13 protein-coding genes are annotated in these 12,935 nt (G+C 59.8%); 6 read left to right on the top strand and 7 right to left on the bottom strand.

The window, feature by feature from the left end; genetic code table 11:
• Window positions 1-128 precede the first annotated feature (128 nt).
• Window positions 129-902 (top strand): spermidine synthase, encoded by a 774-nt coding sequence (locus HCI85_RS00730; RefSeq protein WP_167141080.1) that lies wholly within the window; start codon window positions 129-131, stop codon window positions 900-902.
• A 6-nt stretch (window positions 903-908) separates the two neighbouring features.
• Here HCI85_RS00730 and HCI85_RS00725 read toward each other — a convergent pair whose 3' ends face one another.
• Entirely contained in the window at window positions 909-1,700 is a 792-nt protein-coding gene (locus HCI85_RS00725) for a crotonase/enoyl-CoA hydratase family protein (RefSeq protein WP_090247917.1), read from the bottom strand.
• 352 nt (window positions 1,701-2,052) lie between these two features.
• Between HCI85_RS00725 and HCI85_RS00720 the strand changes: the two genes are divergently transcribed.
• Window positions 2,053-3,765 carry a DEAD/DEAH box helicase gene (locus tag HCI85_RS00720; RefSeq protein WP_169852824.1) on the top strand — a complete coding sequence of 571 codons (1,713 nt, stop codon included), beginning with the start codon at window positions 2,053-2,055 and terminating at the stop codon, window positions 3,763-3,765.
• Window positions 3,766-3,836: 71 nt separating this feature from the next.
• Here HCI85_RS00720 and HCI85_RS00715 read toward each other — a convergent pair whose 3' ends face one another.
• The gene (locus HCI85_RS00715; RefSeq protein ID WP_167141077.1) at window positions 3,837-4,607 is read right to left on the bottom strand and encodes a DODA-type extradiol aromatic ring-opening family dioxygenase; all 771 of its coding nucleotides are present in this window, start codon (window positions 4,605-4,607) and stop codon (window positions 3,837-3,839) included.
• A 169-nt stretch (window positions 4,608-4,776) separates the two neighbouring features.
• On the opposite strand from HCI85_RS00715, the gene HCI85_RS00710 reads away from it, so the two are divergent.
• Window positions 4,777-5,433, top strand: a complete 657-nt coding sequence (locus HCI85_RS00710; protein ID WP_167141075.1) for a thiopurine S-methyltransferase — start codon at window positions 4,777-4,779, stop codon at window positions 5,431-5,433.
• A gap of 53 nt (window positions 5,434-5,486) precedes the next feature.
• Here HCI85_RS00710 and htpX read toward each other — a convergent pair whose 3' ends face one another.
• The 4 genes from htpX to HCI85_RS00690 form a co-directional block, all read right to left on the bottom strand.
• The gene (htpX, locus tag HCI85_RS00705) at window positions 5,487-6,359 is read right to left on the bottom strand and encodes a protease HtpX (RefSeq protein ID WP_167141073.1); all 873 of its coding nucleotides are present in this window, start codon (window positions 6,357-6,359) and stop codon (window positions 5,487-5,489) included.
• A gap of 143 nt (window positions 6,360-6,502) precedes the next feature.
• Complete coding sequence (locus HCI85_RS00700; protein ID WP_160084860.1) at window positions 6,503-6,955, bottom strand: hypothetical protein; 453 nt, start codon at window positions 6,953-6,955, stop codon at window positions 6,503-6,505.
• The gene (locus HCI85_RS00695) at window positions 6,955-7,698 is read right to left on the bottom strand and encodes an SDR family NAD(P)-dependent oxidoreductase (protein WP_167141071.1); all 744 of its coding nucleotides are present in this window, start codon (window positions 7,696-7,698) and stop codon (window positions 6,955-6,957) included. Before HCI85_RS00695 ends, HCI85_RS00700 begins: the two co-directional genes overlap by 1 nt.
• Before the next feature lie 11 nt (window positions 7,699-7,709).
• Complete coding sequence (locus HCI85_RS00690) at window positions 7,710-8,921, bottom strand: pyridoxal phosphate-dependent aminotransferase (protein ID WP_090247908.1); 1,212 nt, start codon at window positions 8,919-8,921, stop codon at window positions 7,710-7,712.
• 245 nt (window positions 8,922-9,166) lie between these two features.
• Between HCI85_RS00690 and msrB the strand changes: the two genes are divergently transcribed.
• The 3 genes from msrB (at window position 9,167) to HCI85_RS00675 (ending at window position 10,628) form a co-directional block, all read left to right on the top strand.
• Window positions 9,167-9,562, top strand: coding sequence for a peptide-methionine (R)-S-oxide reductase MsrB (gene msrB, locus HCI85_RS00685; RefSeq protein ID WP_090247906.1), 396 nt, complete (start codon window positions 9,167-9,169; stop codon window positions 9,560-9,562).
• 110 nt (window positions 9,563-9,672) lie between these two features.
• Window positions 9,673-10,158, top strand: a complete 486-nt coding sequence (locus tag HCI85_RS00680; RefSeq protein WP_090387165.1) for a glutathione peroxidase — start codon at window positions 9,673-9,675, stop codon at window positions 10,156-10,158.
• Window positions 10,155-10,628 (top strand): MarR family winged helix-turn-helix transcriptional regulator, encoded by a 474-nt coding sequence (locus tag HCI85_RS00675; RefSeq protein WP_167141068.1) that lies wholly within the window; start codon window positions 10,155-10,157, stop codon window positions 10,626-10,628. Before HCI85_RS00680 ends, HCI85_RS00675 begins: the two co-directional genes overlap by 4 nt.
• Here the strand turns inward: HCI85_RS00675 and HCI85_RS00670 are convergent.
• Window positions 10,604-12,916: a response regulator gene (locus tag HCI85_RS00670; RefSeq protein ID WP_167141066.1), complete on the bottom strand. Its 2,313-nt coding sequence runs from the start codon at window positions 12,914-12,916 to the stop codon at window positions 10,604-10,606. The two genes, HCI85_RS00675 and HCI85_RS00670, sit on opposite strands and share 25 nt — an antisense overlap.
• Window positions 12,917-12,935: the final 19 nt, after the last annotated feature.

Here is a 12,935-nt window from a genome sequence, read left to right as displayed (position 1 = left end):
CGCACAGCACCAAACCGGCGCACCCGACTGCGGCAAATTATCGCGTGACCAGGGGAGGGTGCCTCAATGACAATTAGCGCCTTTCCTCTGGCCGAAATGGTCGGGGATGTCACGGTGGAGAGTGGTGGATGCCAGGTTTACCCCCGGTTGGGCAGATGCCGGACCCGCTGTTGATCGCCGAAGTGCATGATGCCTTCGGCGTTATCCAGGTAGTCGAAATGGGCGCGTATCGCTTTCTCGAATTTGGTGAGGCGATTGAGCAGAGCTGCGTCTATATGCCGGACCCCAGCTGGCTGGAGTACGACTACACCCGCGCCATGCTGCTTGGCGCGTTGTGCCATGAACACCCGGAAAGTGCGCTGTTTCTCGGCCTTGGCGCCGGCAACCTGACCCAGGCTTGCCTGAAGTTTCTGCCGCTGGACGATGTTGAGGTGATCGAGCTGCGCGCCGATGTGCCGCGCCTCGCCATGGAGCACATGGGGCTGACCGATGATCCGCGCCTGACCATTCGTATCGGCGATGCGTTGGAACTGCTGGAAAGCGCGGAAAAGACCGACCTGCTGTTTGTCGACCTGTACACCGACCATGGCCCGGCGACTGGGCATCTGGCCTGGCGTTTTCTGGAAAACTGCCAAAAGCAGCTTAACCCTGGCGGCTGGCTGATTATCAACCAGTGGGCCGGCAACGACGGCAAACCACTGGGTGCGCCGCTGCTGCGCGGTCTCTACCACCGGCATTACTGGGAGTGCCCGGTGAAGGAGGGCAATGTCGTGTTGCTGGTGCCGGCGGATCTTGAGCAGAACATCGACTTTACCGAACTGCGGCGCCGCAATGAGCTGCTGGCGCCGCAGTTCGGTTATTCGCTGGAGTCGTTGATCAAAGCGGTGCGTCCTGCGACCTGATCACGCTCAACGCCCTTTAAAGTCGCCCGGACGGCGTTCCAGCATCGCTCGCACGCCTTCCTGCGCATCTTCACTGGCCATCAAGCGAGTCACGGTCGGGTGCAGGCTGGCGGCTGCGGCAGCCGGGCCTTCGACCACCGCCTGGCGCGCCGATGCCAGGGTAGCCTGCACACCCAGCGGGGCTTGTGCGGCAATGCGTTCAGCCAGCCACAGTGCCTTGGGCAGCAGCTCTTCACTGGCCACCACCTGCTGGATCAACCCCAGGCGATAGGCTTCGTGAGCATCGAACTCATCGCCGGTCAGTAGCCAGCGCATGGCATTGCCCCAGCCCGCGCTCTGGTGCATGCGCAAGGTGGCGCCGCCGAACGGAAAGATCCCGCGCTGCACTTCCATCTGCGCGAAGCGGGTATTGCTGGCGCACAGGTTGATATCCGAGGCCAGCATCAGTTCGATACCGATCGTATAGCAGTAACCCTGAGCAGCGACGATCACAGGTTTGCTCACTCGCGGCCCGCCGAACACGCCCCAAGGGTCACAGCCGTCGTCAGGGATCTTCCAGCCGGCGGCAAATTGCGCCGCTACGTTTGCCAGGTCCAAACCAGCGGTGAAGTGTTCACCATGGGCAAATACCAGCGCCACACGCGCATCGCTGTCGCGCTCGAACTCGCCGTAAGCCCGGCACAGATCATCCAACATGGGCATATCGAAGGCGTTGCGTTTGCTCGCTCGGTCCAGGCCGATCAACATGATCTGGCCACGTTTTTCACGGCTGACGCGGCCGCTGGTGCTTTGGGTCATGGCTGGGAGTCCTTGTGCGCAGGTAGGTGAGCTGGGGTTGAGGCCGTTACAGCATGGCAGTTGCAGGCTATCAGAGGATGGCTGTATGGCACGTTATAGGTGCTGCTTATGCATTTTTTATACTTGGTTGATGGAAAAACAGGCACATCGGCCAGGTTTTCCGGTATAGTGCGCGCCGGTCAATTCTTGGCCACGTTCAGGTAGTACAACTCGCCCGAAGGTTTACTTTGGCAGTTAGTCCGTTTTGCGGACTACCCTTGACGATTCATTTATCACACGTTTTCGCAAATCCCCGCCGACATGGCTGCCAGGGTGACTCTCGGGTCTTACACGGCATGCGCAGCTTTGGAACATGGGTCTTTGCGGATGCACTAGAGGCAGACCCATGACCCAGGAAACCGGCGGCTTCGCCGCACTCGGACTCAACTCCAATATTCTCGCTGCACTGACCGCTGTTGGTTACGAAGAGCCGTCGCCGATTCAGGCGCAGGCCATTCCCGTAATTCTGTCCGGTCAGGACATGATCGGTCAGGCCCAGACCGGTACCGGTAAAACCGCTGCTTTTGCGCTGCCGATCCTGTCGAAGATCGACCCAGCCAAGAAAGAACCGCAGGCGCTGATCCTCGCGCCAACCCGCGAGCTGGCCCTGCAAGTGGCCACCGCCTTTGAAACCTATTCCAAGCAGATGCCAGGTCTGAATGTGGTTGCCGTTTACGGCGGCGCACCGATGGGCCCGCAGCTGAAGGCTATCCGTCAGGGCGCACAGGTCATCGTGGCTACGCCGGGTCGTCTGGTTGACCACCTGCGTCGTGATGAGAAAGTCTTGTCGACCATTCAGTACTTGGTCCTCGACGAAGCTGACGAAATGCTCAAGCTGGGCTTTATGGATGACCTCGAAGTGATCTTCGAAGCCATGCCAGCCAGCCGTCAGAGTGTGCTGTTCTCCGCGACCCTGCCGCATTCGATCCGCGCCATCGCAGAAAAACACCTGCGCGATCCGCAACATATCAAAATCGCTTCGAAGACCCAGACTGTGACTGCGATTGAGCAGGCGCACCTGATGGTCCACGCCGACCAGAAGCACGCGGCTGTCCTGCGTCTGCTGGAAGTCGAAGAGTTCGACGCGCTGATCGGTTTCGTGCGCACTAAACAAGCCACCCTGGACCTGGCCGCTGCGCTGGAAGCCAAGGGTTACAAGGCTGCTGCACTGAACGGTGATATCGCTCAGAACCAGCGTGAGCGCGTGATCGAGTCCTTGAAGGATGGCCGTCTGGACATCGTCATCGCCACCGACGTTGCTGCTCGCGGTCTCGATGTGCCGCGTATCACCCACGTTATGAACGTGGACATGCCATATGACCCAGAATCGTACGTGCACCGTATCGGCCGTACTGGCCGTGCGGGTCGTACCGGTCGCGCCCTGTTGCTGGTAACGCCACGTGAGCGCCGCATGCTGCAAGTGATTGAGCGTGTAACCGGGCAGAAAGTGGGTGAGGTGAAGCTGCCGGACGCTCAGCAAGTACTGGACGCACGCATCAAGAAGTTGACCAACAGCTTGGCGCCACTGGTGGCCGATGCCGAAGCCAGTCATGGTGATCTCCTAGATCGCCTGACGGCTGATATCGGTTGCAGCCCACGTGCTCTGGCCGCAGCACTCCTGCGCAAGGCCACCAATGGCCAAGCCCTGACCCTGGCTGAAGTTCAACGTGATCAGCCGTTGGTTCCGGGTAGTGGTAGCAGCGCTCCGCGTGAACGCAGCGAGCGCAGTGAGCGTCCTGATCGTGAAGGCAGCCGCGAGCGCCGTGCACCGGTGCCGTTGGCCGAAGGCCGCGCGCGTTGCCGCACCGCCCTGGGTGCGCGTGACGGGATTGCCGCGAAGAACCTGCTGGGTGCGATCCTCAACGAAGGTGGTTTGACCCGTGAAGACATCGGCCGCATTCAGGTGCGCGAGAGCTTCAGCCTGGTCGAGCTGCCGGAAGAAGGTCTTGATCGTCTGCTGGGTAAGTTGAAAGACACCCGCGTCGGTGGCAAGCCGCTGAAACTGCGTCGTTATCGCGAAGATTGATACTTCGCTGAATAAAAAAGCCCCGCTCAATGCGGGGCTTTTTTATTGCTGTAACTCTGTGGGCATAGGGCTTAGGTGAAGCTGTAGATATCCATCCCCAGTGCGCCCAGGGTGAAGCCGCTGTGCTCGACCTTGAACTGCCCGCCGGTGCTTGCGGCAAAAAATAGCGGCAGCAAGTGTTCATCGCTGGGGTGGTTGCGCGCAGCATAGGGGGCTTGCCGGCGATAATCATCGAGGGTGGCATTGTCCTGTGTAGTCAGTTTATCCACGATCCAGTCGCGGAAAGCCTGCGCCCAGGGCTTGATGACATCTGGACCCGCATGCCAGTCCAGTTCGCCGAGGTTGTGGGTGATGCTACCCGAACCGATCAGCAGCACGCCTTGCGCGCGTAAGCTGGTCAATGCCTGGCCGACACGGCGTTGCAAGACTGGACCCTGGTGGCTGGGCAGGGAGATTTGCACCACAGGTATATCCGCCTGTGGGTACATCAGCGCCAGGGGTACCCAGGCGCCGTGATCCAGCGGCCGTTCAGGGTCCAGCTGGGCCGGAAGGCCGGCTTGCTCCAGCAGATTGGCGATCTCGGCGGCCAGCTCGGGCTCGCCTGGTGCTGGGTATTGCACCTGATACAGTTCAGCGGGAAACCCGTGAAAGTCATGCCAGGTTCGTGGGTATACGGCGCTGCCAACCCGCAACTCACGACTTTCCCAGTGCGCCGAAACCAGCGCAATGGCGCGCGGTTTGGGTAGTTGGCTGGCCAGGCGGGCAAGAGCGGGGCCGCTGGCGCCGGGTTGCAGGGCCAGCATGGGTGAGCCGTGGGAGATAAATAAACTGGGCAGTGACATGACAGGCTCCTGATCGGTTTCCTGCATCTTCCATCAGTCAATCTGTACATAAAAGCGTAAAAGACTGGGTATTTAAATCGCTTAAATAGATGGTTTGCGTGGGTGGAGCTTCTTGGTCTTATGGGCCGGGTGCGTCACGATCTTTCGTCGAGTCTTTTCAGGAGTGGGTATGCACGCAGAATTTTGGCAGGCACGTTGGGCGCGCAGTGAAATCGGCTTTCATCTACCTGAGGTCAATCCCTATCTGCAGCAGTACTGGCCGGCGCTGGGTTTGCCGGAGGGCACGCGCGTGTTGGTGCCGCTGTGTGGCAAGAGCCTGGATCTGGCCTGGTTGGCGGGGCAGGGTTATCACGTCGTCGGTGTTGAGCTGGCGCAGCGTGCAGTGGAAGATTTCTTCGACGAGCATAAGCTGCTGCCGGAGGTCAGTGAGGTCGGCGCGCTCAGGCTGTATCGGGCTGGCGCTGTGGAAATCTACTGCGGTGATTTCTTCGCCCTGACGGCTCACCAGCTTGCTGGCTGTTCCGCACTGTATGACCGCGCCGCACTGATTGCATTGCCGCCAGAAATGCGCGCGCGTTATGTGGCGCATTTGACGCAAGTCTTACCCAGCCGCTGCCAGGGGTTACTGGTGAGCTTGGACTATGACCAGACGCGCATGGATGGTCCGCCCTTCGCTGTGGCAGATGAGGAGGTGCAGCGCCTGTATACGCCTGAATGGCATTTGCAGGAGCTGGTGTGCGGCGATGTGCTGGGCGATAACTGGAGGTTTTTAAAGCGCGGCCTTGAGCGCCTGGATGAGCGGGTCTATCAGCTGCGTAAAGACTGAATCACAGCCACAAAAAAGGGCGACTCAAGAGTCGCCCTTTTTGCTTTTGCTACTTAGCTGCGCTGACGCAGGGCTTCAATGCGGACTTCCAGTGGCGGGTGGGTCATCAGCAGGCCAGCCAGGCCGCCTTTGAGGCCACCGTTGATGCCGAACGCGGTCAGGCTGTTAGGCATGGTGACCGGCACTTCCTGTTCGGCGCGCAGGCGCTGCAGAGCAGCAATCATTGCACCTGTGCCGGCCAGGCGTGCACCAGCTTCGTCAGCCTTGAACTCGCGCTTACGCGAGAACCACATAACGATGATGCTGGCCAGGATGCCCAGAACAAGCTCGGCGAAGATGGTGGCAACGAAGTAACCGATGCCTGGGCCGTCTTCGTTCTTCAGAATGACCTTATCGACAAAGTTGCCGAAGATCCGTGCGAAGAACATCACGAAGGTGTTCACCACGCCCTGAATCAGCGCCAGGGTAACCATGTCGCCGTTGGCCACGTGGCCGATTTCGTGGGCCAATACCGCACGTACTTCGTCAGGCGAGAAGCGCTCCAGAAGCCCCTGGCTGACGGCTACCAGGGCATCGTTCTTGTTCCAGCCGGTAGCGAAGGCGTTGGACTCGTAGGCCGGGAAGATACCCACTTCTGGCATCTTGATCCCGGCTTCGCGGGACAGTTCTTCCACGGTCTGCATCAGCCACTGTTCGTGGCGGGTGCGTGGCTGGGTGATGATTTCGGTCTTGGTGCTCATCTTCGCCATCCACTTGGACAGGAACAGCGAGACCAGCGAGCCGGCAAAACCGAACACGGCGCAGAAAACCAGCAGGCTGCCATAGTTCTGGCCGGTAAAGCGGTCAACCCCGAGCAATTTCAGGGTGATGCTGGCGATGATCAACACCGCAATGTTGGTGGCCAGGAACAGCATAATGCGCATCATGGTGTATTGAGACTCCTCACGAGAACGTTCTATAAGGTCGTTGAAACCCTGTTTTGGCTGTTTCGCCGGGTTTTCAACGACCACTCTTGGATATGACGGCTATATAAGGGCGCACCCCCAGGCACTTCAACCTGGCGACTATTTCAAACTATGTCGCTTGCCCCGTTTAGGCTGGATTCGAACAGCAGGCGAGTCAGGCGGGCTATGCGCTCGCCATGCCTTTGGCCCAGCGCTTCGCGCAGCTGAAAGGCCAGGGTGGCGTGCACGCGGCGCACGCTGGGCGGCAGGGCGTCACCCTCTGGCAGGGCGTGAGGCACGCCGCGGGTCAGGCGCAGAAAGCCCTTTTCGCTGAGCACGGCCTGATCCAGTGCGTCGTAACCGATGGTGGAGTCGAAGCGGATATAGCCTTCCTCGGCCAGCCACAGCAGGGCGCCCAGACAACTTTGATGACGTGGTGTGGGCAGGCCGAACTCATCCGGCTCTTCGCGGCCGATCAGGTCTTCCACATACAGTGCGGATTTACTCGGAAACGCCTGGTACAGAGTCAGCATGCCGGCGGCGGCATCCTTGTAGAAGTCGTCGATCTGCAGGTCCATCAGAATTTGCCAATCATTGAGGTTGGAAGATAAGGCAGCACGCGGCCCAGGAGCGCCCAGGGCCAGCCAGGCACGTAGGCGCTAACATGGCGTTTGTCGATGTGCTTGGCGATCAGCGCCGCGCCGCGTTCTACATCAATCAGAAATGGCCGGCTGGCCATATCGCTGTTCAGTGGCGTGTCGATAAAACCCGGCAGCAGCAGGGTGGTGTCGATGTTCTTACCTAGCAGCTCGGCACGGGTGGCTTCCATATAGCTGATCAGGCCAGCTTTGCTCGCCGAATAGGCCGCCGTATGCGGCAAACCTCGTTTGCCGGCGACTGAGGCGACGGCAACCAGGTGGCCGTGGCCTTGCTGACGAAACAGTGCGCAGGCGGCATCCAGGCAGGCAATCGCGCCGATCAGGTTGGTTTCCACGGTCAAACGTGCGCGCTTGAAGTGGCCACCGCCGGCTTTACCGGTCAGTGCGATACCGGCATTGGCAATAATTCCGTCCAGACCACCGAGCAGGTTGGCGGCCAGGCCTACGGCGTCCTGGCATGCGTCGTAGTCGGTCACATCCAACGGCAAGACCACCACTTTGCGCTTGAAGCGCGCCTGCAGTTCGGCGGCCAAGAGGTGCAGGCTGTCTTCGCGGCGTGCGGACAGGGCCAGGTCATAACCCTTGGCCGCCAGCTCGCGGGCCAGAGCGGCACCGATACCAGAGCTGGCACCGGTTAGCAGGTAGCGTTTGCTCTGGTTCATGTGCGCTCCGATTACTGTTGGTAAGTCTTGAGGAAGCTGCCGATACGGCCGATGGCCATTTCCAGCTCATCCACGCGCGGCAAGGTGACCACGCGGAAGTGATCCGGCCACGGCCAGTTGAACGCGGTGCCTTGAACGATCAGCAGTTTTTCCGAGAGCAGCAGGTCGAGCACAAACTTTTCGTCGTTGTGGATCGGGCAGACCTTTGGGTCGATCTTCGGGAAGGCATACAGCGCGCCCATCGGTTTGACGCAGCTGACCCCGGGGATGTCGTTGAGCAGTTCCCAGGTGCGGTTGCGCTGCTCCAGCAGGCGGCCTTGCGGCAACACCAGGTCATTGATGCTCTGGTAGCCGCCCAGGGCGGTCTGAATCGCATGCTGGCTTGGCACGTTGGCGCACAGGCGCATGTTGGCGAGGATGTCGATGCCTTCGATGTAGCTCTGTGCGCGGTGCTTGGGCCCGGAAATCGCCACCCAGCCGGAGCGGAAACCCGCCACGCGATAGGACTTGGACAGGCCATTGAACGTCAGGCAGAGCACGTCTGGAGCCAGCGATGCGGTAGAAATATGCTGGGCTTCGTCGTAGAGAATCTTGTCGTAGATCTCGTCGGAGAACAGCACCAGGTTGTGCTGACGGGCCAGTTCGACGATGTCCATCAACACTTCTTTGGAATACACCGCGCCAGTCGGGTTGTTCGGGTTGATCAGCACCAGGGCTTTAGTATTTGGTGTGATTTTCGCGCGCATGTCGGCGATATCGGGGAACCAGCCCGCCTGCTCGTCGCACAGGTAATGCACTGGCTTGCCACCGGCAAGAGCCACTGCCGCCGTCCACAGCGGGTAGTCCGGTGCCGGGATCAGTACTTCATCACCGTTATTCAGCAGCGCCTGCATGGCCATCACGATCAGCTCGGATACGCCGTTGCCCAGGTAGATGTCTTCGATACCAACGCCTTCTACCTGCTTCTGCTGGTAGTACTGCATGACCGCCTTGCGTGCGCTGAACAGACCCTTGGAGTCGCTGTAGCCCTGGGCTGTGGGCAGGTTACGGATTACATCCTGCAGAATTTCTTCAGGCGCTTCAAAACCGAACGGTGCCGGGTTGCCGATGTTCAGCTTGAGGATGCGATGGCCTTCCTCTTCCAGGCGTTTGGCGTGCTTGAGCACCGGCCCGCGGATGTCGTAGCAGACGTTGGCAAGCTTGTTCGATTTGCTGAACTGCATGTATGTGATCCCGAATGGTGGACGCCGCTGAATTACCCTGCAAAAAGTCGCGATCTGACGAGCCTTGGCAGGTTGTAACGCCGGTGACAGACTGGGGTCGAATGATACGTGGCAGTCCGACCTTGGCAAAGGTACTGGTCGGGCTTTTTTATGGCGTGCCATCCATGGCCGCCACCCTTTGGGCCGTCGCTGCGCGACGTTAAAAATCGCTCCCGGCGATTTTTTCATATAGAGGAGACTTGCCTGTGGACAAGCTGGAAAAACCCCTGGAAGCCTGGCGCGAAGAGCTTTCCGAGGAGCAGTTTCATGTCTGTCGCCTGGGCGGCACCGAGCGCGCGTTTACCGGCCAATACCACGACAGCAAGGTGCCAGGTATTTACCACTGCGCCTGCTGCCAGGCTGAGTTGTTTGATTCGGACGCCAAGTACGACTCTGGCAGCGGTTGGCCGAGTTACTTCCAGCCCGTCAACAGCGAGGCCATCACCAGCCTGGATGACTTCAATCACGGCATGCACCGCATCGAAGTCAAATGCGCCAAGTGCGATGCTCACTTGGGCCATGTATTTCCCGACGGGCCGGCGCCGACGGGGCTGCGTTATTGCATCAACTCGGCTTCGCTCAAGCTGGTGCCGAAGGCTTAATGCCATTGCACAGGCCCGCTATCAGCGGGCCTTATTTTGCTTTAATTAAATTGCGTACAATTTAATTGCTCGCTATCTTGCGTCCATTACCACTCCTCAGGATGACCAGCATGAGCAACGCACTCTTCGATATTCCGGTTACCACCATCAAGGGCGAGCAGAAAACCCTGGCCGATTTCGGCGGCAAGGCCGTGCTGGTGGTCAACACTGCCAGCAAGTGCGGTTTCACCCCGCAGTACAAGGGCCTGGAAAACGTCTGGCAGCAGTACAAGGATCAAGGTCTGGTGGTGCTGGGCTTCCCCTGCAACCAGTTCGGCAAGCAGGAGCCAGGTGATGAGGGCGCGATCAGTGAGTTCTGCGAGCTGAACTTCGGTGTGAGCTTCCCGTTGTTCAAGAAGGTCGATGTCAATGGCAGCGATGCCCACCCGCTGTTCGTCAACCTGAAGAAGAGCGCGCCGGGCCTGCTCGGCAGTCAGGGTATCAAGTGGAACTTCACCAAGTTTCTGCTCAGCGCCGACGGCACGGTGATCAAGCGTTTTGCCCCGACCACCAAGCCTGAAGACCTGACTGCTGAGATCGAAGCACTGCTGAAATGAGCCAGGCCAGTCAGCACGTGGACGAGGGGCTGCAGCTGGACAACCAGCTGTGTTTCAAACTCTACGCCGCTTCACGGGCGGTGATCCGCGCCTACAAGCCGATGCTCGATCAGCTCGGTCTGACCTACCCGCAGTACCTAGCCATGCTGGTGCTGTGGGAGTGGCAGCAGCAACCGCCGGCGCTGCCAACAGTCAAGGCGTTGGGTGAGCGTTTGTTGCTCGACTCCGGCACGTTGACGCCGCTGCTCAAGCGCCTGGAGCAGCAAGGCTTGTTGCAGCGTAAGCGTTCGGCCAGTGATGAGCGTGAGGTACACCTGGCGCTAACCCCGGCCGGCGGCGCTTTGCGTACGCAGGTGCTGCCGCTGAAAAGCCAGTTGTTGTGCGAGCGCGGTGTTGACCTGGATCAGGTCGCGGCGCTGCGCAGTCAGGTGGGCATGTTGCTGGATCAGTTTATGGCGCTTAACCACTGATCGAGCAACACCGCTAGCTCGTCTTTACGGAAGGGCTTGGCCAGGTAGTCGTCCATCCCCGCAGCGCGGCAGCGCTCACGTTCATCGGACAGCGCATTGGCGGTGAGGGCAATGATTGGCAACTCGGCGAATTCGCTTTTCTGGCGAATTTGTCGGGTGGTTTCATAGCCGTCCATGACCGGCATGTTGCAGTCCATCAGGATCAGATCGACCGTCTGGGTTTCCAGCAAGGTCAGCGCTTCGCCACCATGATTGGCCAATAACACCTCGCAGCCGAGCTTGCCCAGCATGCCCTTGGCTACCAGCTGATTGACTGGGTTGTCTTCCACCAGCAACACGCGCGCCCGGCGGCTGCGTTGCGGTTCGCTGTGCTGCTCGGCGGCTTGTACAGCGTCCTGGCCGAGAATGCGGCGTAAGGCCTGCAGCAGCACCTGGCGTGACAGCGGCCGGGCCAGTTGCTCGATAGGCGAAAGGTTCTCCACCTGTTCGCTGCTGAGAAAATTACCGTAGGCGCTGACCACCAGAATGGGCAGGCTGGAGTGCGCGCGCAGCTCATTCAAACGCTGCGGGCTGTCGCTGATCAGCACGTCCGCATCAAGCGGGCCCAGCACGCTGTCGGCATCCTGGTGTTGATAGTGCAGGCCCCAAGCGGGCAGCAATTGGCTCAGCTGTTCACTCAGGCCTGAGCTCGCCGGGCTGAGGCCAATAACGCGTCCGTGTAACACGGGAAGTTGCTGGGTGTGGTTCTGGCTGGGCAGCGGCAGGTCAACGCAGAAGGTGCTGCCGAAGCCTTCCTGTGTCTCCAGGCTCAGTTGGCCGCGCATGGCTTCGCAAAGCCGGCGAGTCAGGGCCAGGCCCAGGCCGGTACCGCCAAATTGCCGGGTGATACCAACGCCGGCTTGAGCAAACGGTTGGAAGATCCGTGCTTGAGCGTCTTCGGCAATACCGATGCCAGTGTCGCGCACAATGATCCTGACGCCACCGTTATGCGTGCTGACACTGATGTCTACGCGGCCAAAGCGGGTGAATTTCAGCGCGTTGGACAGCAGGTTGCTGACAATCTGCCTGACCCGCGTTGGATCGCCGAGCAGCTGGTTGGGCAGCAGGGGATCAATCAGGCAGGTCAGTTCAACGCCGGGTGCGGCATTCTGCGACAGCAGGTTGGCTGTGTCTTCGACCATGCTGCCGAGGTCAAAGGGGATGTGTTCCAGCTCCAGCTGCCCAGCCTCGAATTTCGACAGGTCGAGAATGTCGTTGAGCAGCTCGACCAGCACCTTGCCGGAATCGTGGGCGATCGAAAGCTGTTGGCGCTGCTCGTTATTCAGCGGCCCGTCCAGTGACAGTGCGAGCATGCCGAGCAGGCCATTCAGTGGGGTGCGGATCTCGTGACTCATATTGGCCAGGAAGGCTGAGCGCGCCTGGGCCATGTCCAATGCCGTGCGTTTGGCCTGCTCCAGTTCGCGGTTGGAGTCGAGCAGGCGGCTATTGGCGGCTTCCAGTTGCTCGGTACGCGCCGAGACCATGTCTTCCAATTCAGCCAGGTAGCGAGTCAGGCGGGCTTCGGCCTGCTGACGCTGCTCGATCTCGCTGGCAATGCTGCTTAGCTGACGGTTGGTGACATCGACCAATACGCCGATTTCATCGCGTTCATGGCTGGGCGGGTAGGGCAGCTTGGCGTTGTTGGGGCTGCGCAGGTCACGTTCGCTGAGGGCGCGGATAAAGCCAGTGAGTGGCTTGGTCAGCATGAAGTAGAAGAGCACCAGCAAGATCAGTGACAGCAGTAGGCTACGGGCAAAGCCGGTGAGCAGGGTCAGCAGCGAGCGATTGAGAAAGTGGCTGCCAAAGGCATAGGTGTCTACTTCCAGGCTCAGCTTGCCGAGGGCTTCACTGGGCGAGTGGCTGACGAACAGCGCGGTCTCGAAGTGCCGGCGTTCGCCAAACATAAAGTCGCTAATTATCCGATAGCGGCTTTCCATGGCGGGCCGGCTGACGCTGGCCAAAGTCAGCTGGTTGTTGTCGATGATTTGCGCGCTGATCACGGCCGGTGAGCGCAGCAGGCCCAGCACCAGTTCCTGCGCCAGTTCAGCGTCAATGTTGTAGGCGATGCGCGCAGCCGGGTTGTGGCTGATCTCCATCAGTGCGTTGATCTCGCGGTTGATGGAGGCATCTTCGCTGGCATAATCGATGCCCACTTGTATCAAGCTGAGCGCAGTGCCGAGGATGAAGGCTACCAATACGGTCAAACCGGCCTGTTTGAATGACAGGCGTTGGGTAAGCGCTATATCCATATTGGCCGGTTGATCTCAT

It is taken from the genome of Pseudomonas sp. OTU750018, assembly GCF_011636575.1.
GTDB lineage: Bacteria > Pseudomonadota > Gammaproteobacteria > Pseudomonadales > Pseudomonadaceae > Aquipseudomonas > Aquipseudomonas peli.
This window is presented reverse-complemented; position numbering and strand designations above follow the sequence as displayed.